Source organism: Bacillus sp. NP247, assembly GCF_018966865.1.
GTDB lineage: Bacteria > Bacillota > Bacilli > Bacillales > Bacillaceae_G > Bacillus_A.
On sequence record NZ_CP076653.1, the window covers coordinates 4,126,477 to 4,152,993 of the forward strand.

Annotated in this window: 31 protein-coding genes; 29 read left to right on the top strand and 2 right to left on the bottom strand. The window is 35.2% G+C overall.

Annotated elements, in window-relative coordinates; all coding sequences use genetic code 11:
- The first annotated feature begins 216 nt into the window (after positions 1-216).
- From KPL75_RS21535 to KPL75_RS21590, 12 genes are all read left to right on the top strand, one after another.
- The gene (locus tag KPL75_RS21535; protein ID WP_219921143.1) at positions 217-1,278 is read left to right on the top strand and encodes a YpbB family protein; all 1,062 of its coding nucleotides are present in this window, start codon (positions 217-219) and stop codon (positions 1,276-1,278) included.
- Positions 1,268-2,797 (top strand): RecQ family ATP-dependent DNA helicase, encoded by a 1,530-nt coding sequence (locus KPL75_RS21540; RefSeq protein WP_219917726.1) that lies wholly within the window; start codon positions 1,268-1,270, stop codon positions 2,795-2,797. Before KPL75_RS21535 ends, KPL75_RS21540 begins: the two co-directional genes overlap by 11 nt.
- Complete coding sequence (locus KPL75_RS21545) at positions 2,797-3,360, top strand: CPBP family intramembrane glutamic endopeptidase (protein WP_002117615.1); 564 nt, start codon at positions 2,797-2,799, stop codon at positions 3,358-3,360. Before KPL75_RS21540 ends, KPL75_RS21545 begins: the two co-directional genes overlap by 1 nt.
- A gap of 22 nt (positions 3,361-3,382) precedes the next feature.
- Complete coding sequence (locus KPL75_RS21550) at positions 3,383-3,862, top strand: LysM peptidoglycan-binding domain-containing protein (protein WP_219917727.1); 480 nt, start codon at positions 3,383-3,385, stop codon at positions 3,860-3,862.
- 69 nt (positions 3,863-3,931) lie between these two features.
- A complete protein-coding gene (locus KPL75_RS21555; protein ID WP_219917729.1) occupies positions 3,932-4,708 on the top strand; it encodes a metallophosphoesterase in 777 nt (258 codons plus the stop codon).
- Entirely contained in the window at positions 4,708-5,583 is an 876-nt protein-coding gene (locus tag KPL75_RS21560; RefSeq protein ID WP_219917730.1) for a MerR family transcriptional regulator, read from the top strand. The genes KPL75_RS21555 and KPL75_RS21560 overlap by 1 nt, the downstream gene beginning before the upstream one ends.
- A 77-nt stretch (positions 5,584-5,660) precedes the next feature.
- Positions 5,661-6,269, top strand: coding sequence for a genetic competence negative regulator (locus KPL75_RS21565; RefSeq protein WP_219917731.1), 609 nt, complete (start codon positions 5,661-5,663; stop codon positions 6,267-6,269).
- Positions 6,270-6,649: 380 nt separating this feature from the next.
- Positions 6,650-7,912, top strand: a complete 1,263-nt coding sequence (gene gudB, locus KPL75_RS21570; RefSeq protein ID WP_219921144.1) for an NAD-specific glutamate dehydrogenase — start codon at positions 6,650-6,652, stop codon at positions 7,910-7,912.
- 80 nt (positions 7,913-7,992) lie between these two features.
- Complete coding sequence (locus KPL75_RS21575; RefSeq protein ID WP_219917733.1) at positions 7,993-8,202, top strand: hypothetical protein; 210 nt, start codon at positions 7,993-7,995, stop codon at positions 8,200-8,202.
- Positions 8,203-8,296: 94 nt separating this feature from the next.
- The gene (locus KPL75_RS21580) at positions 8,297-8,533 is read left to right on the top strand and encodes a DUF3961 domain-containing protein (protein WP_002149379.1); all 237 of its coding nucleotides are present in this window, start codon (positions 8,297-8,299) and stop codon (positions 8,531-8,533) included.
- Between the two features lie 79 nt (positions 8,534-8,612).
- A complete protein-coding gene (locus tag KPL75_RS21585; RefSeq protein WP_002011791.1) occupies positions 8,613-9,143 on the top strand; it encodes a peptidoglycan recognition protein family protein in 531 nt (176 codons plus the stop codon).
- A 109-nt stretch (positions 9,144-9,252) separates the two neighbouring features.
- A complete protein-coding gene (locus tag KPL75_RS21590) occupies positions 9,253-10,233 on the top strand; it encodes a YpdA family putative bacillithiol disulfide reductase (protein WP_219917734.1) in 981 nt (326 codons plus the stop codon).
- 34 nt (positions 10,234-10,267) lie between these two features.
- Here KPL75_RS21590 and ansA read toward each other — a convergent pair whose 3' ends face one another.
- Positions 10,268-11,242, bottom strand: coding sequence for an asparaginase (ansA, locus tag KPL75_RS21595; protein WP_219917735.1), 975 nt, complete (start codon positions 11,240-11,242; stop codon positions 10,268-10,270).
- Positions 11,243-11,451: 209 nt separating this feature from the next.
- Between ansA and KPL75_RS21600 the strand changes: the two genes are divergently transcribed.
- The 5 genes from KPL75_RS21600 to KPL75_RS27865 all read left to right on the top strand — a co-directional run bounded on the left by KPL75_RS21600 (position 11,452) and on the right by KPL75_RS27865 (position 16,319).
- The gene (locus KPL75_RS21600; RefSeq protein WP_193655177.1) at positions 11,452-11,625 is read left to right on the top strand and encodes a DUF5359 family protein; all 174 of its coding nucleotides are present in this window, start codon (positions 11,452-11,454) and stop codon (positions 11,623-11,625) included.
- Between the two features lie 130 nt (positions 11,626-11,755).
- Positions 11,756-12,433 (top strand): (d)CMP kinase, encoded by a 678-nt coding sequence (gene cmk, locus KPL75_RS21605; RefSeq protein WP_002086629.1) that lies wholly within the window; start codon positions 11,756-11,758, stop codon positions 12,431-12,433.
- Positions 12,434-12,766: 333 nt separating this feature from the next.
- Positions 12,767-13,915 (top strand): 30S ribosomal protein S1, encoded by a 1,149-nt coding sequence (gene rpsA / locus KPL75_RS21610; RefSeq protein WP_219917736.1) that lies wholly within the window; start codon positions 12,767-12,769, stop codon positions 13,913-13,915.
- A gap of 12 nt (positions 13,916-13,927) precedes the next feature.
- Positions 13,928-14,977, top strand: a complete 1,050-nt coding sequence (gene fni, locus KPL75_RS21615; protein WP_219917737.1) for a type 2 isopentenyl-diphosphate Delta-isomerase — start codon at positions 13,928-13,930, stop codon at positions 14,975-14,977.
- Positions 14,978-15,152: 175 nt separating this feature from the next.
- Positions 15,153-16,319: a hypothetical protein gene (locus KPL75_RS27865; protein WP_375141010.1), complete on the top strand. Its 1,167-nt coding sequence runs from the start codon at positions 15,153-15,155 to the stop codon at positions 16,317-16,319.
- 192 nt (positions 16,320-16,511) lie between these two features.
- Here the strand turns inward: KPL75_RS27865 and KPL75_RS21630 are convergent, their stop codons facing one another.
- A complete protein-coding gene (locus KPL75_RS21630) occupies positions 16,512-16,646 on the bottom strand; it encodes a YpzI family protein (RefSeq protein ID WP_113937048.1) in 135 nt (44 codons plus the stop codon).
- Positions 16,647-16,763: 117 nt separating this feature from the next.
- On the opposite strand from KPL75_RS21630, the gene KPL75_RS21635 reads away from it, so the two are divergent.
- From KPL75_RS21635 to KPL75_RS21690, 12 genes are all read left to right on the top strand, one after another.
- Positions 16,764-17,375: a YphA family membrane protein gene (locus KPL75_RS21635; RefSeq protein ID WP_219917738.1), complete on the top strand. Its 612-nt coding sequence runs from the start codon at positions 16,764-16,766 to the stop codon at positions 17,373-17,375.
- Positions 17,368-18,261 carry a YIEGIA family protein gene (locus KPL75_RS21640; RefSeq protein WP_219917739.1) on the top strand — a complete coding sequence of 298 codons (894 nt, stop codon included), beginning with the start codon at positions 17,368-17,370 and terminating at the stop codon, positions 18,259-18,261. Before KPL75_RS21635 ends, KPL75_RS21640 begins: the two co-directional genes overlap by 8 nt.
- Positions 18,258-18,443 (top strand): capping complex subunit for YIEGIA, encoded by a 186-nt coding sequence (locus tag KPL75_RS21645; RefSeq protein WP_002149362.1) that lies wholly within the window; start codon positions 18,258-18,260, stop codon positions 18,441-18,443. The genes KPL75_RS21640 and KPL75_RS21645 overlap by 4 nt, the downstream gene beginning before the upstream one ends.
- 124 nt (positions 18,444-18,567) lie before the next feature.
- Positions 18,568-19,878 (top strand): ribosome biogenesis GTPase Der, encoded by a 1,311-nt coding sequence (engA, locus tag KPL75_RS21650; protein ID WP_002117655.1) that lies wholly within the window; start codon positions 18,568-18,570, stop codon positions 19,876-19,878.
- A gap of 18 nt (positions 19,879-19,896) precedes the next feature.
- Positions 19,897-20,919 carry an NAD(P)H-dependent glycerol-3-phosphate dehydrogenase gene (locus tag KPL75_RS21655; protein WP_105584017.1) on the top strand — a complete coding sequence of 341 codons (1,023 nt, stop codon included), beginning with the start codon at positions 19,897-19,899 and terminating at the stop codon, positions 20,917-20,919.
- A 123-nt stretch (positions 20,920-21,042) separates the two neighbouring features.
- Entirely contained in the window at positions 21,043-21,294 is a 252-nt protein-coding gene (locus KPL75_RS21660) for a stage VI sporulation protein F (protein ID WP_000369753.1), read from the top strand.
- Positions 21,295-21,521: 227 nt separating this feature from the next.
- Positions 21,522-21,725: a DUF2768 domain-containing protein gene (locus KPL75_RS21665; protein ID WP_002011815.1), complete on the top strand. Its 204-nt coding sequence runs from the start codon at positions 21,522-21,524 to the stop codon at positions 21,723-21,725.
- A gap of 65 nt (positions 21,726-21,790) precedes the next feature.
- Complete coding sequence (locus tag KPL75_RS21670; protein WP_219917740.1) at positions 21,791-22,504, top strand: hypothetical protein; 714 nt, start codon at positions 21,791-21,793, stop codon at positions 22,502-22,504.
- A gap of 241 nt (positions 22,505-22,745) precedes the next feature.
- Positions 22,746-24,224, top strand: coding sequence for a stage IV sporulation protein A (gene spoIVA, locus KPL75_RS21675; RefSeq protein ID WP_000416521.1), 1,479 nt, complete (start codon positions 22,746-22,748; stop codon positions 24,222-24,224).
- Between the two features lie 299 nt (positions 24,225-24,523).
- Complete coding sequence (locus tag KPL75_RS21680) at positions 24,524-24,796, top strand: HU family DNA-binding protein (protein ID WP_001043860.1); 273 nt, start codon at positions 24,524-24,526, stop codon at positions 24,794-24,796.
- 121 nt (positions 24,797-24,917) lie between these two features.
- Positions 24,918-25,487 carry a GTP cyclohydrolase I FolE gene (gene folE, locus KPL75_RS21685; RefSeq protein ID WP_001151479.1) on the top strand — a complete coding sequence of 190 codons (570 nt, stop codon included), beginning with the start codon at positions 24,918-24,920 and terminating at the stop codon, positions 25,485-25,487.
- Between the two features lie 271 nt (positions 25,488-25,758).
- Entirely contained in the window at positions 25,759-26,511 is a 753-nt protein-coding gene (locus KPL75_RS21690) for a heptaprenyl diphosphate synthase component 1 (protein ID WP_219917741.1), read from the top strand.
- Positions 26,512-26,517 lie beyond the last annotated feature (6 nt).

Below are 26,517 nucleotides of genomic sequence, written 5' to 3' on the forward strand. Positions count from 1 at the left end.
ATAAAATTATAATGATAATGCTTATCAATTAGAGTGTCAACTTATTTTTGAATTATTTCATAAGATTTTCAAAATACTTAAATGTTATTTCGTTTGATACAATAGAATATATACAAGCATGTAGTGTGAATATGATAAGTTAAATTAAATGGATAGCAGTTAATGTGCAATCGTATTGAAAAAGGAATGAAGCTAGACGGAGAGGTGGAAGCGGTAATGCAGCTACAATATACTTTATTATATTGTTTAAAACAATTGAATGGTGAAAGAACCGTTTCTTCGATTTATTATTTATTAAAAGGAAAGAGATCGTCGCAAACATTACAAGATGGGAATATGTTTCAAATTTCTTTTTTGTTAGGGATTTATAAATCATTAAATAGAGCTGATTATGATAAAGAAGTTGCAAAGTTGTTACAAACGGATTTAGTTCAAGGTATACATGATAATACATATGTGTTAACGACTGCTGGTAACATGCAATTAAACAAATGGGAAGGTGACTTTGCCTTTCCGACGTATTTAAATGGTTTACACTATGGTGAAATAGGTGAAATGTTTTGGAAGAGATTATCATTGATCGTTCAAACCATTTCGAATTTACAACAGGCGAATACGAAATTTATTCCAATTCAACAGGATACAGAAATAATGATGTGGGTGAAACGTTTTCTCACTGGAATACCATATATGAGAAGTGAATTGGCTAAAAGATTATGGAAGGAAATGCATACTCTTTTACAAAAAAATAATCCAGTAGAGGCGACAATCGTAACATATCGGTTAACTGGGTATGGACGTATTGGGTGTACTTTACAACAATTAGCGGAAATTACGAGACAAGATATATTTCGAGTTTATTTTTTATTTTGGGGTACAATTCATTCCATTATTCAAGAAGTTCGCAATAAAGAAAATGAGTTTCCATTATTAGCTGAAATTATATCTTATCCAAATGAGAAAGCTGATTTATTTAGCCTATCAACGAAAAAAACATATAATCTTTGGAGACAAGGACGCTCTTTAGAAGAAATAGCAACAATTCGGAACTTGAAGGTTGCCACGATAGAAGACCATTTTGTAGAAATTGCTTTACGAGAAAAAGAATTTTCTATTGAGATGTTTATGGAAAAAGAAAAAATAGAAACAGTAACAAAAGTAATTGAAGCATTACAAACACGTAAATTGCGTGTGTTGAAGCAAGCGGTTGGAGAGGAAATCTCTTATTTTGAAGTTCGTCTTGTATTGGCGCGGATGGAGGGTATAAATGAAGCTTGAGGAATATTTATATAAGTGGTTTGGATATTCTGAATTTCGTCCGGGGCAAAAAGGAGTTATTACGGACTTATTGGAAGGAAAAGATGTTGTAGCAATGCTTCCGACTGGAAGGGGAAAGTCAATTTGTTATCAACTTCCAGGGCTTCTGCAAGAGGGGACGGTGCTTGTTGTATCACCATTATTATCTTTAATGGAAGACCAAGTTACGCAATTGAAGTATGTCGTGAAAAATCGAGTTATTGCATTGAATAGTTTTCGGACGTTAATTGAAAAAAGAGAAGCAATGAAAAAGCTATCTTTTTATAAATTTGTTTTTGTATCACCAGAGATGTTGCAGTCGGAACTTCTAATAAGAGAATTGAAAAAAATTCATATTTCATTATTTGTAGTAGATGAAGCGCATTGTATTTCACAATGGGGATATGATTTCCGACCAGACTACAAAAAATTGGATAAAGTAATTGAGAGTATCGGATCTCCGACAGTACTAGCATTAACAGCAACTGCGACAAAGGATGTACTGCGAGATATAGCGGAAAGTTTAAAGCTAAAAAATATCGCTGAGCATGTGTACTCAATTGATCGTCCAAATATTGCGATGGAAGTGCAATTTGTGGAAACAATAGAAGAAAAAAAAGAGGCGCTTTTTGAGCATGTAATGTATTTGCAAGGGCCTGGTATTGTTTATTGTTCAAGTAGGGCCTGGACAGAGCGTTTAACCGAGTATTTAAGAGGAAAAGGAATTACAGGTGTAGCTTTTTATCATGGTGGTATGGAACATGAAGAGCGTATGTTAATTCAACAACAGTTTATGAATGACCAGTTGCAAATTGTAATATGTACAAGTGCTTTTGGGATGGGGGTAAATAAGGCGAATACAAGATATATTATTCATTTTCAATATCCGACAAATGTAGCTTCCTATTTACAAGAAATTGGAAGAGCGGGCAGAGATGGAGAATTGAGTATAGCCGTTTTATTATGTAGTCCATTGGATCACGATTTGCCACTTTCAATTATTGAAGATGAATTACCAAGTAAATCGCAAATACAATTTTTATTTTCGTTACTACAAGAAAGAATGTTTCAAACGAAAGTATTACCATTAGAAGATGTAGAAGGAATTTGTTATAATGCAGCAAGATTTAATGAACAATATTGGCGTTTTATCCGTTATCATCTCGAACATCTTGGAATCATACAACAGCGAAATCTTATGCTAGAGAGCTTGTCAGATGAAATAATGCACAGATTAATAGCGGAAGTGGAAGTGAGACTGCGTAATAAATATAGTGAGCTAGAAAATATGAAGTCATGGATACAAGTTCAAGGATGTAGACGTGAATATTTATTACAACAATTCGGTTATAGAAAGGAAAAAGAGATAGAAAACTGTTGTGATTACTGTGGTATTACAAAAACGGATTATAAAAAAAGACGAGCGCAACAGTCAGTTTTCGACTATAATTGGGAAACGGAGTTACAAAAGCTTTTCGGCCTAGGGAAGATGGAGGAATGATGAACATTCAAAGGCATAATGTTGAAGATATGAGTCCGAGAGAAATAAGACTGAATCTCTACATAACACAACTAATCATTATTGGTATCGGTTGTTTACTAGCATATATATTATTTCAAGATAAAAGAGAAGTTTATAGTTTATGGAAATGGGAACCGGTTTCTATACTTGTAATAGGTGGCTTGTTGGCGATTTGTATTGTGTTATTAGATTATGTTGCAATGCGAGTGTTTCCAGAATCTTGGTTTGATGATGGTGGCATTAACGATAGAATGTTTCAAGGGATTTCTGTTATGCATTTACTCGTTATCACGTTTATTATTGGGTTTGCGGAAGAGTTTTTATTTAGAGGTGTAGTGCAGACTCATTTCGGAATTGTAATAGCGAGTTTAATTTTTGCTGTGTTACATATTCGATATATAACGAAGCCTTTTTTGTTTTGTTTCGTCTGCTTTATTAGTTTTGTTTTTGGCTATGTATTCGAGTGGACCGGAAATTTATTTATAACAATCTTTGCACACTTTCTTGTTGATTTTATAATGGGGCTCCAATTAAGAAAATAAATGGAAGGTGGTGGTGAACAACGTGAGAAAACGAATTCCTGATTTTGAAGAGGAGTTAGAAGTTGAGCGAGTGGAAGAAGATGAAGGTTTACCGCCGCGTAGTGAAATTCATAGAAATAAAGAGAAAAAACCAAAGTTTAAAATGAATCACATTTTCGTCCGAGTGTTAACATTTTTATTCATATTGTTACCTATTAGTATCCTATGGTATACGGATAAGTATATACAGGTAAAAAGTGATAGTAATAATGCTGAGAAAAGTGCGTTTGAAGTGATTTTTTTTGATTCAGCTAAGACTGAATCAAAGAAGCAGTCTGAGAAAGTAGCAACTCATGTTGTGAAAGATGGAGAAACTTTAGAAAGTATAGCGAAGCAATATTTCTCGGATGAAAATGGGATAGAAATAATAAAAAAGTATAATGATTTACAAGAAGACGAAGTGAAAGTAGGACAAGAATTGAAAATTCCTATAGAAGATAAGTCCACGAAGTATGAGAGCTAGCTAAATGAGTGATATAGCTGCACATAAAATTAAGGACTATACTTTACGAGGAGGGAGAGTAAAAAATATATGTCATGGATTATATTATTATGTACTCTCATATGCATTGGTTTTGTATGTCTTCTTGGAATGTATAAAGAAGCGATGCGTAATACAGTGTTGGAACATACTTTAGTATTCGAAGAATTTCCGGAAAGTTTTCAAAAAGTTAATGTTTTTTTTATTTCGGATATTCATAGAAGGGTCATTTCTAGCGCGCTAATTGAACGAGTAAAAGGAAAAGCAGATATCGTAATTATTGGCGGCGATTTAGCTGAAAAAGGAGTACCTTTATCACAAATCTCTTTAAATATTCAAAAATTAAGAGAAATAGCCCCTGTATATTTTGTATGGGGAAATAATGATTATGAAATTGAATATCACGAATTAGATGCTTTATTAATAGAAAATAATGTGAAGGTATTAGATAATACAAGATTTGTATTTGAGTCTGAATTAGGAGAGAAAATTTGCTTACTCGGTATCGATGATGTTGGATTAGAACGAGATCGTTTAGATTTAGCATTGTCTGATTGTAAAGAAGAAGGTTTTCGCATTTTAATTAGTCACAACCCAGATATAATAAAGAAAATGTCTGGTAACGAACAAATTTCGCTCGTATTAAGTGGACATACACATGGAGGTCAGATTCGGTTGTTTCCATCTGAAAAGTATTTAAAGGGTGGCGTATATAAGTATTCTAATACGACTCTCTTTGTTAGTAATGGGTATGGAACAACATTATTCCCTCTTCGTTTTCGGGCACCTTCCCAAACACATATCATTACGTTATGCGGAGGGAAATAATGCCGACTTTAAATGGGAAATATAATATAAAAGCTGTTTCGAATATACTCGGAATTCAACCGAGTACACTTCGCGCATGGGAAAGACGCTATCATATTATTGCCCCAAAGAGAAATCGTGCGGGGCATCGTTTATATACCGAAGAGCATATTCATATTTTGAAATGGTTAATGAATAAAGTTTCTGAGGGGATGATGATTGGACAAGCAGTTCAGTTATTGGAAGGGAATCGGTTGCAGAAAAATGTTCAAAAAGAAAGAATTACAGATATAGAAGTTGTTTTAGTGGACGATATACTACAAGCTTTGTTAAAATTTGATGAAATTACAACTTCTGCATTATTAAACGAGGTTTTTAGTATATATTCAACGGAAAAGGTTGTTACAAGCATCATTCTTCAAGTGGCAAACAAGTTGTTAACTTTAAAAAATAATAATGAGATTACAATGTCACAATTCAAATATGTTGTATCATTCTTACAAACACGTCTAGGAATGATCTATCATAATGCGTCAGTGTATTCTTCCGTTAACAAAGTTTTCGTTTTAGAAAATAATATACTAAAAGGATTTATTTTCGCGACGTATTTACGACTAAAAGGATATCAAGCAATGTATATGGGGACAAGTTTAGATGAAGAAGGTATTTTACTAGCTATTGAACAATTACAACCTAAATATTTGTTTATATCTTTTGATGATGAACGAGAACTTGAAGAGGCAGTAAAATTTATTGACTTGTTGCAAGAAAAAAATGAAAACCTCTCTGGTGGTTTTATAGGAAGAAAAGGTATTGGAGATCAATTAAATCTTCAAAATATCCTAATTGGTAACACGAAAGAAGAATGGGATGGATGGTTAAAAATATCAGAATAGTCGTTCGAAAAGAACCATCTATTTTCTATTTCATATAATAAAAATTAGATGCAATGGTTACGTAGGGAGGGTATGAGATGAGACTGGAACGTTTAAATTATAATAAGATCAAAATTTTCCTAACATTTGATGATTTATCTGAACGAGGATTAACGAAAGAAGATTTGTGGAGAAATGCACCGAAAGTACAGCAACTATTCCGTGATATGATGCAAGAAGCGAATAAAGAATTAGGGTTTGAAGCGGATGGACCGATTGCTGTTGAAGTATTTTCTCTACAGGCTCAAGGTATGGTTGTAATTGTAACAAAAGAAAATCACGAAGTAGATACAGAAGATGAGTTCCGTGACGAGTTTATTGAAATGCAAGTGACTCTTGATGAAAGTGAACATATACTTTACGAGTTTGCTACATTAGATGATGTAATCAATTTGTCAAATCGCTTATATAGCCTTGGTGTAACTGATGGGAAGCTGTATACGTGGGATGATCGTTTTTATCTTTGGATAGAAGAAGAAGAGCAATTTCAATTATTGAAGGCGGATTTTATAGCTATTTTAGCGGAGTACGGTAATCCGTCAACAGCAACAATTTACCGCATAATGGAATATGGTAAAGAATTAATGGATTCTCAAGCAATTGAACAAATATACAATTACTTTGTGAAAAAACAAAACCTCAGCTAATGTAACGTAGCTTGAGGTTTTATTTTTATTCAGCTGAAGATTGGAAAATCTAAAATCTACAAAACGAAGTGTAGGTAACAAGACTAGCCGACCTATATTTAAAAATTAAATCAGTAGTTCTTGATGAAATAATTGTTTTATCAAATGTATTTTGATGAAAATAAAAAATATTTAAATATTTAAGTATTTTACTTTTCTAAAAGCAATAAAAGGACTATAATAATAGTGAAAACGCTTGCAATGCAAAATAGTTTGTATATATTTGTTAGCGTTTTCTATTGCATTCCAAATTTAACGGTGTATACTAGGCAATGAAGGTTTACTAAACAAGTGAAATTACAGGGGGTTTACTTACTATGGTAGCCGAAAAGGGAACTCAAATGAAAACACAACAACAAGGGGAACAACATTTTGAATTGTTAAATTCAACACAAATTGTAATTAATGAAGCATTAGAAAAATTGGGTTATCCAAACGAAGTATATGAATTATTGAAAGAACCAATTCGTATGATGACAGTGAAAATTCCAGTTCGTATGGATGACGGGACTGTTAAAATATTTACAGGATATCGTGCACAACATAATGATGCTGTTGGTCCAACGAAAGGTGGAATTCGCTTCCATCCAAACGTAACAGAAAATGAAGTGAAAGCACTTTCTATTTGGATGAGTTTAAAATGTGGTATTGTTGATTTACCATATGGTGGAGGTAAAGGTGGAATCATTTGTGACCCACGTGAGATGTCTTTCCGTGAATTAGAAAGATTAAGCCGCGGTTATGTACGAGCAATTAGCCAAATTGTTGGTCCGACAAAAGATATTCCAGCTCCAGATGTATTTACAAACTCACAAATTATGGCATGGATGATGGATGAGTATAGCCGTATTGATGAATTTAATTCACCAGGATTTATTACAGGTAAACCACTTGTATTAGGTGGATCACACGGACGTGAAACAGCGACTGCAAAAGGTGTAACAATTTGTATTCGTGAAGCTGCGAAAAAACGTGACATTGATATTAAAGGTGCACGCGTTGTTGTTCAAGGATTTGGTAATGCGGGTAGCTTCTTAGCTAAATTTATGCATGATGCAGGCGCGAAAGTAATTGCAATTTCAGATGCTTACGGTGCACTACATGATCCGAATGGATTAGATATTGACTACTTACTAGATCGTCGCGATAGCTTCGGTACTGTAACAAAACTATTTAATAATACAATTTCAAATACAGAACTGTTAGAACTTGATTGCGACATTTTAGTTCCTGCTGCAATTGAGAACCAAATTACAGAAGAAAATGCTGATAAGATTAAAGCGAAAATTGTGGTTGAAGCTGCAAATGGTCCAACTACATTAGAAGCAACAAAAATCTTAACAGATCGTGGTATCTTACTTGTTCCAGACGTATTAGCAAGTGCTGGTGGCGTTACGGTATCTTACTTTGAGTGGGTACAAAATAACCAAGGTTACTACTGGACTGAGGAAGAAGTAGAACAACGTTTAGAAAAAGTAATGGTAAAATCATTCGATTCAATTTATGAAACATCACAAGTTCGTAAAGTGAACATGCGCTTAGCTGCATACATGATTGGTGTTCGTAAAATGGCTGAGGCTAGTCGCTTCAGAGGTTGGGTATAATATATAATGTTTTGAGAAAACGTGATTTCCTTTCGAGGGAATCGCGTTTTTTTGTTGAAGTATTAAATGAGGTGTTGTATATGGGGAATGAAATAATGGAACGAGTAGACCAATTAGAAGAAAAGGTTAAGGTGTTAGAGGGTGAACTTGCAAGAGCTAAGAGAGCCCGAAAAACAAGTGTCGTTCGGGTGCTCGGCGAAGGATTATTGTTTTTAATATTTGGTGCAGTTGTAGTTGGACCAATTATCGCGTTTATATTCACAATTATTACTTGGTTTGGTGAAAAATAGAATAAAAAATAAAAAAGAACACTTGTTCTGCACGAACAAACGTGCTATACTTTCCTTAGATAAGCAAAACGGAAATGATTTTAAGGAGAGATAAATGATGAAAATGACAGTAGACCAAAGATTTATGATGCCAGCAGATGTTGTGGAACGAGTGGAAGTTTTACGAAATAATCATAGTAAGCGTGGATCATTATTACAATCAGTAAATAAGTTTTTCGGTTTAGATACGAAAGAAGATTGTGTTTGGTTTTACGGTTTTTACGGAGTGGCTGTAAGTATTGTATTATTTATGGTATTCACATCAAATATTTTTGATTTTCTCTTCGCATAAGAAATATGCCATAAGGACATTGCCACCGAATACATATATAAGGAAGTAAGGTGATTTTTTAGAGCGGGAGTTGGTAGTAATGGCGATGTTCCCTATAGAGCGTAACTATATTGGGTATGGAAATTCACGACCAGGAATTCCTCTTTCAAAAGTAAGATTTATTGTAAGTCATGACACGGGGAACCCTGGTAGCAATGCGATAGGAAATCGGGATTACTTTAATGAAATACAACCGAAAGCTTCAGCGCATACATTTATTGATGATAAAACAATATTAGAAATTGTCCCTATAAATGAAGTTGCGTACCATGTTCGATACAATGTGCCAACGGATAATGAGTTATTCGGTTATGATGCGAATAAGGCTGCAATTGGGGTTGAACTTTGCTATGGTGGCGACGTAAACTTTTGGGAGGCGTATACTCGTTTTACGTGGTATCACGCTTATTTATGTCAAAATTTCGGTTTAAATCCTAAAAAGGCTATTGTGTCACACAAAACGTTGGATCCTACTCGGAAAATCGATCCTGAAAATGTATTAGGGCAACAAGGAATTAAATTTCAGCAGTTTTTAGCAGATGTCTATCGGATGTATGTTTCGTTTAGATGACAAATATATGAAAAATGAATACAATAAAGATAGATGCCTACTGCTGTAAGTAGGTTTTTTCTTGTTTATATAAATAGAGCAGAGGTAGAAGACTAGGAGTGAACTAAGTATGCAAAAAGAAACAGTTATTATTATCGGAGGCGGTCCATGCGGATTAGCAGCGGCGATTTCGTTGCAAAAAGTGGGGTTAAATCCGTTAGTAATCGAAAAAGGAAACATTGTAAATGCAATTTATAATTATCCAACTCATCAAACATTTTTCTCCTCTAGTGAAAAATTAGAAATTGGTGAAGTTGCTTTTATTACAGAAAATCGTAAGCCATTTCGTAATCAGGCGCTTGCGTATTATCGTGAAGTAGTAAAGCGTAAATCTATACGTGTAAATGCATTTGAACGAGTGGAACAAGTTCAAAAAGATGGTGATGTTTTTAAAGTTGAAACGACGAAGCGTGACGGAAACAAAGAAATATATGTTGCGAAATACATTGTTGTCGCAACTGGATATTATGATAATCCGAATTATATGAATGTACCTGGTGAGAAACTTGAGAAAGTAGCTCATTATTTCAAAGAAGGACACCCTTATTTTGATCGAGATGTCGTTGTAATAGGTGGTAAAAATTCAAGTGTAGATGCAGCGTTAGAGCTTGTTAAATCGGGTGCACGTGTAACAGTTCTATACCGTGGTGGGGAATACTCGCCAAGTATTAAGCCGTGGATTTTGCCTGAATTTGAGGCGTTAGTACGAAATGGGACAATTCAAATGCATTTCCATGCGCATGTAAAAGAAATTACTGAGCATACGTTGACGTATACAGTAGATGGTGAGGCAAATACAATTCAAAACGATTTTGTATTTGCTATGACGGGTTACCATCCAGACCACAGCCTCTTAACAAAAATGGGAGTTCTGATTGATGAAGCAACAGGGCGCCCGATTTATACAGAGGGTAGTATGGAAACAAACACTGAAAATATTTTTATTGCAGGTGTAATTGCTGCGGGGAATAACGCAAATGAAATATTTATCGAGAACGGTAGATTCCATGGAGATGCGATTGCGTACACCATTGCATCAAGAGAAGAATAAAAAGAAGCTGTCGAAATCTTCGACAGCTTCTTTTTTAATTGTGCATAAACATATGTTGGATTGTTTCGTGAGAGTTTGTGTTTTCTAGTGCGACTAGTAATTTAATTCGCGCCTTTTGAGCGTTTAAACCGTAGGTGAAAACAATGCCCATATCTTTTAATTGTTTTCCGCCACCTTCATAAGAGTATACGTCTTGAACGATACCGTTAAAGCAGCGTGAAACTAATACAATTGGAATTCCTTTTTCTATTAATCGCCCTAGACTAGGAAGTGTTCTTGGAGGTAAATTACCTTGTCCAAGTGCTTCAATAACAATTCCGTCTACTGGTAGTGTTTCGATTGCTGATAATAATGTATCATCCATACCTGCGTATGCTTTTAGAACGACAACGTTTTTAGAAATCTGTCGTACTGTGCATGTTTCGTGATGCACTAAAGCATGATGGAAAACAACACCACGTTTTGTTACCATGCCAATTGGTCCGTACTGTGGACTTTGGAATGTCGCGACATTACTTGTGTGCGTTTTTGTTACATTTGTAGCACAATGTATTTCATCGTTTAATACGACTAGAACGCCTTTTTCAGCAGCTTCATTACTACTAGCAACTTTTACAGCTGATAAGAAATTATATAGACCATCGGCACCTAATTCATTACTAGAACGCATTGCCCCTGTCACAACGATTGGGATAGTTGCTTGAACTGTTAAATCAAGAAAATAAGCTGTCTCTTCTAATGTATCGGTACCATGCGTAATGACTACGCCATGAATATCGTCTTGTTTTACTCTTTCGTCAATGATGACTTGTAATTGTAGCATTTCGCTAGGAGTCATGTGAGGAGATGGAAGATGGAACACATCTTCGACAATTAAATCAACATCGCCTTCTAAATCAGGAATAAATTTTAAAAGAGGATTCTTTTCACCTGGTTGTACGACCCCAGTTTCTTTATCTTCCTCCATTGCAATTGTTCCACCTGTGTGTAAAACTAGGATTCTTTTCAATGCTTATACCCCTTTCAAGTTAAAAAATACATTTAGAACATAACATGTTTTGAGTAAATTCGACAATGAAAATGTATAAAAGTATGCTTAGAAAATGACAATAAAATAAATTACTTTAAGTGTGCTCCGGTAAGTGGTTATTAGGTTAGGTTTTATTTATGGGGATTTATGAGAGTAGACATGTAAGTGTAGAGAGGGAGTGAGTTTTTTTGAAAAAAGTGGAGAAAATTATAATTCGTATATTACTGATTCAATTTATTTGTCTTTCTGTCGTCCAACTGCTTTTTATACATAAATCTTCAGTGAAATATTTATCGAAAATTGTTTATTACGAAGGTGTCGTCACGAAAAATAAGGCGGAAATCTTACAGGTGAATAAGTAGTTTTCATTTTCTTCTATGATGGATTATGCTACAATTATTGAGGATTTAATGACGTGAGGCAAATGAGAAGAAGCAGGGGGAGAATACCTGCTTTTCGTTTTGTTTTATAAGTGAAAAATGAGGTGTTACAATGGATAAACGAATTTCGATTGCTATAGATGGTCCAGCGGCTGCTGGGAAAAGTACAGTTGCAAAAGTTGTTGCAAAAAAACTTTCATATGTTTACATTGATACAGGCGCAATGTACCGTACTATTACATATGCAGCCCTTGAACAAAAAGTGGATATTGAAAATGAAGAAAAGTTAATGGAAGTTGTAAAAAATGTAAATATTGAATTTCAGCAAGGGGAAAATACACAACTTGTATTTTTAAATGGACAAGATGTTTCTGAAGTGATTCGTACGCCAGACGTGACGAATCGCGTATCTATTGTAGCAAAGCATCGTCTTGTTCGTGAAGAAATGGTACGTCGTCAACAAGGATTAGCTAAAAAAGGCGGCGTAGTAATGGATGGCCGTGATATTGGTACACATGTACTACCAGATGCTGAAGTGAAGATCTTTATGCTTGCTTCTGTAGAAGAAAGAGCGGAAAGAAGACATTTAGAAAATATGAATAAAGGCTTCGATTCTAATTTAGAGCAGTTAAAAGAAGAAATTGCTAGGCGTGATAAATTAGATTCAGAACGCGAAGTTTCTCCTTTGAAAAAAGCTGATGATGCATTGGAATTAGATACAACTTCTTTATCAATTGAAGAAGTTGTTCAAAAAATTATGGGTATTGTTTCAGGAGTATTTGCGAAATAAAGAAAGAGGACTATCCTCTTTCTTTATTTTTTTTTTTGAAATGTAAAGGATAAGTGAATTATAGGTCTCTTTTCTTGACAAATGGGCTAATTTGTAAGAAGTTAGTTACAGAGGAAAAAAACTGTCAGAATATATTCGCTATTATATTTCAAATCATACTTTCTTCAAGATGATTTTGCTGTATACTATTTATATAGATTTAATATAGTTTCTTGTGAACTGTATTGAAACAGAATATGTGATGATAAATTCTTAAACATGCAAATGAAAACATTTGTTTTCATTTCGTATATACATAAAAATGCTTTGTCAATTCTGTAGGGAGGTATTTCCATGGTAGAGAAAATGAATGAAGAAGTTATGAATTCAAAAGAATTACAAGTTGGTGACGTTGTTACAGGTTCTGTAACGAAAGTTGAAGAGAAACAAGTGCTTGTAAATGTTGGATACAAAACAGATGGCGTAATTCCGATTAGTGAATTAGCTAACGTTCATATTGAAAAAGCAAGCGATGTTGTAGAATTAGATCAAACACTTGAATTGAAAATTATTAAATTAGAAGATGATGATCTTGTTTTATCTAAGAGAGCTGTTGACGCAGAAAAAGCGTGGGTAGAATTACAAGAAAAATTTAATTCTGGTCATGTATTTGATGTTACTGTAAAAGATATCGTGAATGGTGGGTTAGTTGTGGACCTTGGTGTTCGTGGTTTTATCCCAGCTTCACTTGTAGAGGTACATTATGTAGAAGACTTTGCTGACTATAAAGGAAAAACATTAGCGGTGAAAATTGTTGAATTAGACCGTGAAAAAAATCGTGTTATTCTTTCACATAAAGCGGTAGTAGAACTAGAACTAGATTCTAAGAAAAAAGAAGCAATCTCTTCGTTAAAAGAAGGGGATATTGTTGAAGGAACAGTACAACGATTAACAGATTTTGGTGCTTTCGTTAACGTTGGTGGTGTGGACGGTTTAGTTCACATTTCACAAATTTCACACGAACGTGTAGAGCAGCCTTCTGAGGTATTAGAGCAAGGTCAAAAGGTAAAGGTAAAAGTGTTATCTGTTGATGCTGATACGCAACGTATTTCTTTATCAATTAAAGCAGCTCAGCCGGGACCTTGGGAAAATGTTGCTGGCGAAATAAAGGCTGGAGATATTCGTGAGGGAGTAGTAAAACGCCTTGTTACATTCGGTGCATTTGTTGAAGTTTTACCTGGTGTTGAAGGGCTTGTGCATGTATCTCAAATTGCAAATCGTCACGTGAAAAATCCAAATGAAGTATTGGAAATGGGACAAGAAGTAAAAGTGAAAGTACTTGAAGTCCATGTAGCAGAAAAACGTATTTCTTTAAGCATAAAAGAAACGCTTGAAGAAAATAATGTAACAGAAGATTATAGCCAATATGAGCCAAATGCTGATTCTGCTACTTTCCAGTTAAGTGATATTATTGGTGAACAACTGAAAAAATTAAAGAAATAAAGAGGGGTACAAGTGGTAAGGGCAAAACGTAAATTAGATCATATTGAATATGCTCTTTCTACTGGTCAGTCTCGTACACATGGCTTTCATGATATTGATTTTGTGCATCAAAGCTTGCCAAATTCAAGTTATGATACTGTAACATGTGAAACAAAAATCGGCGAACTTTCACTAAGTTCGCCGATTTTTATCAATGCGATGACTGGTGGTGGAGGAGAGCAAACATTACATATTAATGAGCAATTAGCATATGCAGCGAAACATCATAACCTTGCTATGGCTGTAGGGTCGCAAATGGCAGCTTTAAAAAATGAAAGCGAGGCGGCTTCTTATAAGATCGTCAGAAAGGTAAACCAAAATGGTATTTTCTTTGCTAATTTGGGGAGTGAGGCTACTGTCGAGCAGGCAGAGCGAGCTGTTGATATGATTGAAGCGAATGCACTGCAAATTCATCTAAATGTCATTCAAGAATTAACAATGCCAGAAGGGGACCGTGATTTCACTGGGGTACTCCGGCGGATTGAAAAGATTGTTCTGAATTGCAAAGTTCCTGTAATTGTTAAAGAAGTAGGTTTTGGGATGAGTAAGGAAACAGTGCAACAGTTAGCAAGTATAGGTATAACAGCAATTGATATTGGCGGACAAGGTGGTACGAATTTTGCTGCTGTTGAAAATGAAAGAAGACAGCGAATGCTTTCTTATTTTAATAACTGGGGCATACAAACAGCTACCTCGATTATTGAAGCAACCTCTACACATAATAACCTCTCTTTTATTGCATCTGGGGGTATACAAACAGCACTTGACGTGGCGAAGGCAATCGCATTAGGGGCGAATACAACTGCGTTTGCTGGATACTTTTTACGTATCTTAATGCAAGATGGTGTTGAGAAGTTAGTGGATGAAATTGACCTTTTACATACAGATTTAAAATTTATTATGACAGCTCTTGGCGTGAAGACGATAGAAGAGTTACAATCTGTACCTCTTGTAGTAAAGGGTGAAACGTACCATTGGTTAGCACAGCGAGGGATTGACACTGCACATTATAGTAGGCGATAAAAAATCAACCGTCCGGTTGATTTTTTTACGTTTTATTTTCGTAAAATGAAGAGGGAGGGCGAGAAGTTTACGTTATATATAATTCCATAAATGGAAAAAGAGAGAATTTATATTATGATAAAAGCATATATAAATATTATGCAGAAAAGCTACAATTGAAAAAGGGGTTATAAAAATGAAGAAATGTAAAAAATGTGCTGCTGGATTATTGGAGGGTTCTTACTTTTGCCATGTTTGTGGAGAGAAACATGGCAAAAGTAAGAAAGTATTCCTCTCTATTATAAGTGTCATTACTGTCGGAACAACGAGCGTGGGTGGCAATTTGTACTATAACAGTTATTCTGATAAGCGAGTTACAGTCGATGTAAAAAGAGATTTCAAGCAAAAAAATGAAAATATCTCCATTTCTGATAACGAGGTAAAGAAAGATTTAATCGCATATGCTGGTCTTATTGAGAGTGGTGCAAATGAAAAGGAAAGTGTTGCTGAAGAATTAAAAGGATATTTTGTAGATGCAGATCGAGATGAAACATATAAAGATGGAATCGCTTATATAAAATTGTGTAACGAGAGAAAGGATTTTAAATCGGTAGCATTGGAGATTAAGGTAGATGATATTGAGGAGGTCGACGATACACAGTATAAATTAACGTATTCAATGACGTATAAAACGAATTATACGAATGGAAAAGCAGAACGTGTGCAAACTTTTCAATATAGCTGGTTAGCGATAAAACAAAATAAGAGATTGCTATTTAAGAGTCAAAAAAAAGAAAAAATTTACGATAATTTAAGGGATGAGGATGTTAATAAAAAAGGAGATATTGTATCTTCAAATAGTAAAAATACAATAGGACGCATTACATATAATAGTGAAGATGTTAATATCTATGCACGAAATATAAGAGAAGATACAGCAGTTTCTGGATATAATAAAAAGGTTGGAATTTCATTAACTTCAAATGTAAGAGAGGGAGGTTCTAGTTCAACAACAGTACAATCAACAATTAAAACGGCAAATATTACAATCACAGTCGGGAATAAATTGTATAGGAATCCAATGGTGAATGCAGGAAGTGGAATAGAAGCATTAATTTTGCCAAGGGAATTAGAAGAAGACAAAAATCCATCGGAAGATTCGTATCTAGTTTATTATTTCAATATACCAAATAAAGTGAGTTTAAGTAATGGTGAAGTAGTATTACTTTTTGATCAAGGAAATACCATTGTGAGTAGGGAAATTAAAGAAGAAAAAGAAGATATTGTAGGTGTGAAAAAAGAGGTTGAGCGAAAGTTAAATGAGATAGGAGACGGATTATGTACGTGTAGAAGTGAAGAGTAAAGATTCTTCTCTTCATACGTATTATGTTGTTACATATTCTAAAAAACCAACAGGTATAGTTACGATTGATGCCACGTCAAGTAATCGAGTTTATAATGCGAAAACAAAAGAATTATATTATGAATAGAATTTATTAAAATAATTATGTAAAAAGACGGTTTCATACAATACTGAAACCGTCTTTTTGTATTTTTAGTGCTGATTCTGTTTTCGAGCTTGCTCCGGTGTATCAAGACTTGTTGCACCGGGATATTGAAGTGATCGGTCGCGATCAGATTCAACGCGGCGTGATTCTCTTAGTTTTCGTTCTTGGCGATCTTTACCCATTGTGAGTTACACCTCCTTATTAAAAGTTTTGCTGTTATGAGAAAAACTATGCACAAAGAAAAGGGGGATTAACTTTCATAAAAAGTTCCCATAATGGAAAACATAGGAGGTGAAATGATGGATGGGAGTACTTTTTATTTTGTTGCTTGGATAGGGTGGATTGTCGCGACCTTTTTTATGAAAAAGGAATCTATTCGTTGGAAGATAAGTGCTTGTATATTAATTTTTATTATTTGTTCTCCGTTAAATGTGACGATTGCTTTTTTCACGATATCGGTAAATGCCCTTTTGCTTTGTATTATTTCTTTTGTAGGCATCACATTATATTCTATTTGGAAAAAATTATATACCTTACTTTCGGCACTTATTATTGCAATGTTATATACAAGCTTTCATTTGTTAGAAGTATATGATCCAATTTGGATTGTGGTTGATAGGTTGTTGCTGTTAAGTGGTGCACTTGTGTATGCATCGGTTTTATTGCATGAGGATCGCATATTACGATTATGCGCCTTATATATAGGGATGTTACAAGGGGAATTGTTGGTGACGCTTATTTTTCGTAAATTACATTTTCCTTATGAATATGGCAGTTTAGCTTTTTTTGATGTTGCTGCTGTTTCCACTTTATTTATGGCGATGTTACTTTGGATTACAAAAGCATCAGTATATATGGAACAATTTAAGAGGAAAACACGTAAAAGAAAGGCGAGGGTAATACATGACTGAATATACACCAGCTATTTTATGTGGCGTAATTGCAGGTACAATAACTAGGTTGTTAATGCTTCGTACCGATACGAGGCAATATCCGACGAGGCTCCACGGGAAAATTATTCATATCGCGATGGGATTAATTGCGGCTGCCTTAGGAGCAATTGCGATTCCGTCTGTTTTGAAAAAAGATTTCTCTGCAATTACATTTCTTACGTTAGCAGCGACGCAATTTCGTGATGTGCGCAATATGGAAAGAAATACGCTTCAACAATTAGATGGATACGAGCTCGTACCACGTGGCAATACATACATTGAAGGAATTGCATTAGTATTTGAAAGTCGCAACTATTTGGCGATGTTAACGTCGTTTGTAACAACGTTTGCGTATATAGGATTCCATTCGTGGATTGCCGGGGTAATTACTGGTATAGTAAGTTTTTTCATTGCGAAGAAATTAATGTCAGGTAAAAGACTTCATGACCTTGTAGAAATAGAGCACGTTCCACTTCGTTTTGAAGGAGCGGGACTTTATATTGATAATATTTACATTATGAATATTGGATTGCCAGCAAGGCAAGAAGAAATTATGAAATATGGAATGGGATTTATTTTAAAACCGAAATCGATAGATGCGATGGTTACAATCTCAAACTTAGGACAACGGCAAGCTATTTTACATGATGTTTCGGTTGCTTTAGGAATATATAGAGATTCTGGAACGCCGGCACTTGTACCGTTAGCGAAGCGTGATTTAGAGGATGGGAGAGTGGGGATTTTTGTTCTGCCGCAAGATCAAGATGCAGAAAAAGCGATAGGGGTAATCGGAAATGTACCAACATTAGAGAGTGCTGTTCATATGTCATCAGAAGCTCCGAAAGGAAGGGGAGATAAGAGATGATGTTAGAAAGTGTTATTCTCGCAGTCATTACAACAACGCCAGAGAAATTTGCAGGTGGTGCCCCTTTATTTATTTGCGAGTCGACAGAGGAAATGGAATTTGTTGCAAATAATTTAGAGGCTATTTTAGATGGCATTGCACATCGCTTACAAGATAATGTATATATTATTGTGAAACATTAGTAACGTGTGGTATAATGTGAGGTGTTTTGATACGTTGAGAAATATTCTGGAATGCAAATCCCTTCTTGCACAAAGAAGGGTTTTTTACATAATAAACAGAAGCAAGTTGAAAGGATGAAAGTATATGCCGAAACCAGTAATAGCGATAGTAGGCCGCCCGAACGTAGGGAAATCTACTATTTTCAATAGAATTGTTGGAGAAAGAGTTTCAATCGTAGAAGATATACCAGGTATAACGCGAGACCGTATTTATAGTGCAGGAGAATGGTTAAATCATGAGTTTAACATTATTGATACAGGTGGAATTGATATTGGAGACGAGCCGTTCTTGACACAAATTCGTCAACAGGCGGAAGTAGCGATTGATGAAGCAGATGTTATCATTTTTATGACGAATGGTCGTGATGGTGTAACTGCAGCAGATGAAGAAGTTGCTAAAATTTTATACCGTTCTAAAAAACCAATTGTACTTGCGGTAAATAAGGTTGATAATCCAGAAATGCGTAGTGATATTTATGATTTTTATGCATTAGGATTTGGCGAGCCATTCCCGATTTCAGGTACACACGGTTTAGGACTTGGTGATTTGTTAGATGAAGCTGCAAATCATTTTCCAAAGATTGAAGAAGAAGCGTATGACGATGAAACAATCCGTTTCTCTTTAATTGGGCGTCCAAACGTAGGGAAATCATCACTTGTAAATGCACTTCTTGGTCAAGAACGTGTAATTGTAAGTAATATAGCGGGAACGACACGTGATGCTGTTGATACACCATATAGTAAAGATGGTCAAGATTATGTAATCATCGATACAGCTGGTATGCGTAAAAAAGGGAAAGTATACGAAAGCACAGAAAAATATAGTGTACTTCGTGCACTTAGAGCGATTGAACGTTCTGACGTTGTTTTAGTCGTTTTAGACGGAGAAGAAGGAATTATTGAACAGGATAAAAAAATCGCTGGATATGCTCATGATTCAGGACGTGCTGTTATTATCGTCGTAAACAAATGGGATGCAGTGAAAAAAGATGAAAAAACAATGAAAGCATTTGAAGAAAACATTCGCGCTCATTTCCAATTTTTAGAGTATGCACCGATTGTATTCTTGTCTGCGAAAACGAAAAAACGTACACAAACATTATTACCAGTTATTAATGAAGTAAATGAAAGCCATAGCATCCGCGTACAAACAAACGTATTAAATGATGTAATTATGGATGCGGTAGCGATGAATCCAACGCCGACTCATAATGGTAGCCGTCTGAAAATCTTCTATGCGACACAGGTTGCGGTAAAACCACCAACATTTGTTATATTTGTAAACGATACAGAATTAATGCACTTTTCATATGAGCGCTTCTTAAAGAACCGTTTACGTGAAGCGTTCGGTTTTGTAGGAACGCCGATTCACATTATCGCTAGAGCAAGAGACTAATGGAGAGGATGTGATTTTATGACAAAAATCACAGTAATAGGAGCAGGTAGCTGGGGAACAGCGTTAGCGATGGTATTAGCTGACAATGGGCATGATGTACGTATTTGGGGAAACCGTCCTGAACTCATGAATGAAATTAATACGAAGCGTGAGAACAGTAGATATCTTCCAGGGATTACATTGCCAAGCACAATCGTAGCCTACTCTTCTTTAGAAGAAGCATTAGTAGATGTAAATACAGTACTGCTAGTAGTACCGACGAAAGCGTACCGAGACGTATTGCAAGAGATGAAAGAAATTGTTACAGAACCGATTACTTGGATTCATGCAAGTAAAGGAATCGAACCAGGTACGTCAAAACGTATTTCGGAAGTGATTGAGGAAGAAATTCCAGAAAACTTGATCAAAGATGTTGTTGTACTGTCTGGACCGAGTCATGCCGAAGAAGTCGGCTTACGTCAAGCGACAACTGTTACATCTGCAGCGAAGCGTATGGAAGCGGCTGAGGAAGTACAAGATTTGTTTATGAATAGCTACTTCCGTGTATATACAAACCCAGATATCGTTGGAGTTGAACTTGGTGGTGCTTTAAAAAATATTATTGCACTAGCTGCGGGGATAACTGACGGGCTTGGATTAGGTGATAATGCGAAAGCGGCATTAATGACACGTGGTTTAACAGAGATTGCTCGTTTAGGAAGAAAAATGGGCGGAAATCCGTTAACATTTGCGGGTCTAACTGGTATGGGAGACTTAATTGTAACTTGTACAAGTGTGCATAGCCGAAATTGGCGAGCTGGAAATATGCTTGGAAAAGGGCACTCTTTAGAAGAAGTATTAGAAAGTATGGGTATGGTTGTTGAAGGTGTAAGAACAACGAAAGCTGCTCATGAATTGGCAGAGAAAATGGAAGTTGAAATGCCGATTACAGCTGCTTTATATGACGTGCTGTTCAATGGGAATAATGTGAAAGATGCAGTAGGCTCATTGATGGGACGTGTTCGAAAACATGAAGTTGAAGCGATACCTGATTTGTTATAAAGAAAGCGGTAGAAGTATATTTCGTACTTCTATCGTTTTTTTTTATTATTTTTTTATGGGTCTTTTCACCAATTTTTCATCTCTGCATAGGATGAAGAGTAACTTGAGGAGAGGGTGAAAAGAATGGATAACAACATTTTTAATAACATTGAAAAAGAAGCGAAAGTGAACAAAGAAGATATTTTTAAATTAGCGTCGTCTGTTCAAAATGCGAACTTACGTGATGAGACAGTGCTTCGCCAATTGATTCATCAAGTTGCTCTAATGGCAGGACGCGAAGTGCCAAAAGAGCAAGAGGATCAAATTGTGAAAGCGATTATTAACAATAATATGCCGGCGGATTTTGGTTCTTTAAGTAAAATGTTTAAAAAATAAATTATGAGAAACAAAGAGTTTAGAGAATGCATATGATAGTTATGAAAGAATGGGAATAGAGCTGTTAAGGGCATATTTGGTCAACCGAAGCGCATTATTTCGTGCTTCGGTTTTATTATTTTAAATAAAAATCATCAATTCACGGAAAAATGATGATTTTTATTTGTTTAAAGATTTTAATTTGTTAAAATAGTATAAAAATAGATTGAAAGTAAAGGGGTGTATATATGTCGGAAGGGCTTATGAAAATGTGGTTTGCTTTAGGGGCAATTGGATTTATGTTTCTTGCAGTAAGTTTTATTTTATTAAGTAGGCATAAAATGAAGAATAAATTTTTGAAAGGGATTACAGCTTTAGTAGCGTACACCCTCATGATTGTATCGGGAATTGTTATTTTTCTTGTTGTATTTAGTGGCCCTATTGAGCAATAAAGGATGTGTAGTCGGTAAATGTTACAAAAGGAACAGTCCATATTAGCATGAAAAGGTGATTGTCAGTGAAAAAAATCTATATTATTTTAATATTTTGTTGCATGAGCATTTTAACAGGGTGTATGTATCCAAGAGAAAATATGAAACAAAGTGCTATTCCTTATGAAGACCAGTTGCAAGTTGTACAAAAAGCCATTAATACATATAAGGAGCAAACGGATGGTTTATTACCAATTAAGACGCGTGATATGAGTACGCCGATTTATCAGAAGTATCCAATTGATTTTCAAAAAATTGCTCCAAGGTACATACAAGAGGCACCAGGGAATGCGTATGAAAGTGGTGGAGTATATCAATATGTATTAATAGATGTTGAAAAAAATCCGACGGTAAAGTTAATTGATGTGAGAATGGCGGAACAAATTCAAGAAGTGGCATTGAAGCTAAGGATGTATCGTGATGAACATCAATATCCACCTTTTAAAAAAGTGATTACAGATGGTGTTTATGAATTAGACTTCAAAAAACTAGGATATAAAGATGTACCACAAGTGACAAGCCCGTACTCAGGAAAAGGTCTCCCTCTTGTAATCAATGAAAAAGGAGAATTGTTTGTTGATTATAGAATTGATTTATATGAAGCGTTGAAAAAAAATGAAGGACAATTTAAAGAAGGTGAAGATATCCGGAGTCTACTATTGAAGGATTCCCCGTTTGTTCCTGCATATTCTTTGCCATACACAGTAAAAAATGGAGAACCAATTTTTTTAAAATCATAAGTCATGAACCTTTCTTTTAGTGAATAAGTTCTAGAAGAAAGGTTTTTTATGTTATACAACTTGCGATGCAAACAAAGGCATTTTTAAATAGTCATATGAAATTGGACAAAATTATATGATATATTGTCCGAACTTCTAGAATACCATTATATTATATCAGATATTATGGGCAACGTTAGAGAAGGTATTAGTTGACTATAAACGTGGAATTATTCCCAAAAATATTGAGGGAGGGAATCACTTGGAAAAGGTAGATATTTTTAAAGATATTGCGGAACGCACAGGCGGTGATATTTATTTTGGAGTTGTAGGAGCTGTTCGAACAGGGAAATCAACATTCATTAAAAAATTTATGGAACTTGTTGTTATTCCCAATATTGAAAATGAGTCAGACCGTCAAAGAGCGCAGGATGAACTGCCTCAAAGTGCTGCTGGTCGTACAATAATGACGACGGAACCGAAGTTTGTTCCAAACCAAGCGGTTTCTATCGAAGTAGATGAAGGTCTTGAAGTGAATATTCGATTAGTAGATTGTGTTGGATATACGGTTCCAGGAGCAAAAGGCTATGAAGATGAGAATGGTCCGCGCATGATTAATACTCCTTGGTATGAAGAGCCTATTCCATTCCATGAAGCTGCAGAAATCGGGACACGTAAAGTAATTCAAGAGCATTCAACAATTGGTGTCGTTATTACAACAGATGGAACAATTGGTGAAATTCCAAGAAGAGATTATATAGAGGCAGAAGAACGCGTTGTAAATGAGTTAAAAGAAGTAGGAAAGCCTTTCATTATGATTATCAATACTGTACAGCCATATCATCCAGATACGGAGCAGTTACGTCAAAGTTTATCAGAAGAATATGATATCCCAGTAATTGCGATGAGTGTAGAGAGTTTAAGAGAAACAGATGTGTATAACGTACTTCGAGAAGCGTTATTCGAGTTCCCGGTTTTAGAAGTGAATGTAAACCTTCCGAGCTGGGTAATGGTGCTAAATGAAGGGCATTGGTTACGCCAAAGTTATCAGGAAGCGGTTCAAGAGACTGTAAAGGATATAAAACGTCTTCGTGATGTGGACCGTGTCGTTTGGCAGTTTAGTCAATATGAATTTATTGATCGAGCAAGTCTAGCTGGCATCGATATGGGGCAAGGTGTGGCAGAGATTGATTTATATGCGCCAGATGAATTGTATGATCAAATTTTAAAAGAAGTGGTAGGAGTAGAGATTCGAGGGAAAGATCATTTATTAAAGCTTATGCTTGATTTATCTCATGCGAAAACAGAGTATGACCAAGTGGCGGATGCCCTGCGTATGGTAAAACAAACCGGATATGGAGTAGCAGCGCCTGCATTAGCTGATATGAGCTTAGATGAACCGGAAATTATTCGTCACGGTTCAAGGTTCGGTGTTAAATTAAAAGCGGTTGCGCCGTCTATTCATATGATTAAAGTGGATGTAGAATCAACATTTGAACCAATTATCGGTACTGAAAAACAAAGTGAAGAACTAGTTCGTTACTTGATGCAAGATTTTGAAGATGACCCGCTATCAATTTGGAATTCTGATATATTTGGGCGCTCTCTTAGCTCTATTGTTAGAGAAGGAATTCAAGCGAAGTTATCTCTAATGCCAGAAAATGCTCGTTATAAATTAAAAGAAACGCTAGAAAGAATTATTAATGAAGGATCTGGCGGATTAATTGCGATTATATTATAAGAAAAAAATCCCTCTAATTGCAGAGGGATTTTTTTTCTTTTTGAGTACGTAATAGGAAAATAAACAGCTATTATCTAATATTTTGTTGTAAATTGTCAAGTTTCATCAGAATTTCACATTTTAAGAGTAACAATTTCCTTAAAAATATTGAATTATAAAGGAGAATCGTATAATATAGGCGTTGATAATGATTTATCTACATCTTTGTAGTATAGAATTTGCAAAAATTGCCTACAAATGAAAGTAAGACTCATTTTATGATCATTATACAGTCTTATCTTTGGGAGGAGGTGAATGGCATGAACAAGACAGATTTAATCAATGCTGTTGCAGAAGCAAGTTCCCTTTCTAAAAAGGACGCAACAAAAGCAGTGGACGCTGTTTTTGATTCTATCTTAGAAGCTTTAAAACAAGGTGATAAAGTACAACTAATCGGATTCGGTAACTTCGAAGTTCGTGAGCGTGCGGCTCGTAAAGGTCGTAACCCACAAACAGGTGAGGAGATTGAAATCGCTGCAAGTAAAGTACCTGCATTCAAACCTGGTAAAGCGTTAAAAGATGCGGTTAAATAATCCTTACATATTAACAGGGAAGAAGAGTTTCCTTTTTGGAAACTCTTCTTTTTGCTTTTAAAAACATAAATATGCTAGAATGTGTTCGTATCACTTTTAGGTTTTTCGGGAGGGCTAGCGGATGGCAAAAGTTAATTTAGAACAAATTGAACATGCAGTACGTCTTATTTTAGAGGCAATCGGAGATGACCCAAATCGCGAGGGAGTACTTGATACACCAAAACGTGTTGCGAAAATGTACGCAGAAGTATTCTCAGGGATGCATGAGGATCCGAAAGAGCATTTACACAAAGTATTCGGAGAAGACCACGAAGAGCTTGTACTAGTAAAAGATATACCATTCTATTCGATGTGTGAGCATCATCTTGTTCCGTTTTATGGAGTTGCTCATGTTGCATATATTCCGCAAGGTGGAAAAGTAACAGGACTAAGTAAATTAGCTCGTACTGTAGACACAATTGCGCGTCGCCCACAACTACAGGAACGAATTACATCAACAGTAGCTAACTCTATTATGGAAGTACTAGAGCCGCATGGTGTAATGGTAGTAGTAGAAGCAGAGCATATGTGTATGACGATGCGTGGTGTGAAAAAGCCTGGTGCGAAAACAATAACGACTGCGGTGCGCGGCGTGTTAGAAAATGATGCAGCAGCACGTAGTGAAATTTTATCGTTTATTAAGACGAAGTAAAGAAAAGCGGGAAACTGCTTTTCTTTTTTTTATATACAAAAAAATGATATAGTTTTAGTGTTAAAGAGAAAGAATATAAAGGTTGGAAATTACTTCTGCCTTTTGTGGAAATGAATGTTTGTAGTTGTTAGAGACGAAGATAACTCGTATGAATGAAAGTTGAGGCTTTATTCAGTGGCAGTTTGGCAGAAGTAGCCAAGTTTTGATTATAGAAAATAGAATGTATGTGTTATAATAAATTTTATGAATTAGAAAACAAGGGTGATTTTTTGTGTGTGACATCTACGGAGGGTATGCGGGTATTAAAGAGAAATTGATGGAGAAATTACGCCATCCTTATTTTATAAACTATATTGAAGAACCATTTATTGATGAAGAAAAAATAGCGCTGTTATACGGTGCATTAAAAAGTGCAAATATACATAAAGAACAAATTGATCATTACGTAGTAACGATTATGCTTGTACAAATTGCTCTTGATACACATGAAAAAGTATCGAATAAAGCAAACGAAGAGACGAGTGGATTCCATAAACGTCGTCAATTGACAGTTCTTGCAGGGGATTATTATAGTGGTCTATACTATTACTTATTGTCAATGAATTGTGATATTATCTTAATTCGTGCACTTGCTGAAGGAATTAAGGAGATTAATGAACATAAAATTATGCTATATCAAAAAGCACATGTGGCGATTCAAGATATAATGGAAAGTGTAGTAATAATTGAATCTGCGCTTTTACAAAAAACATGTGATCATTTTCATTTATCTAATTGGAAACCATATATAACTTATGTGTTAGGGAAAAATCGTCTTCAAAAAGAGTGTCAATTGTATGCTGATAAACAAAATTCACCTGTTTTTCAAGCGGTCCAACAAATCTCATTGGATGACGATAAAAATCTAGAAACAGTTATTAATGAATGGCTTATGGAAATGAGAAAGCAGGAAGAAAATTTTTTAGAGAATCATACAGAAGTTAATGAGATAATTTCTATGTTAAGAGATAAATCAAGGACATAAGCAACT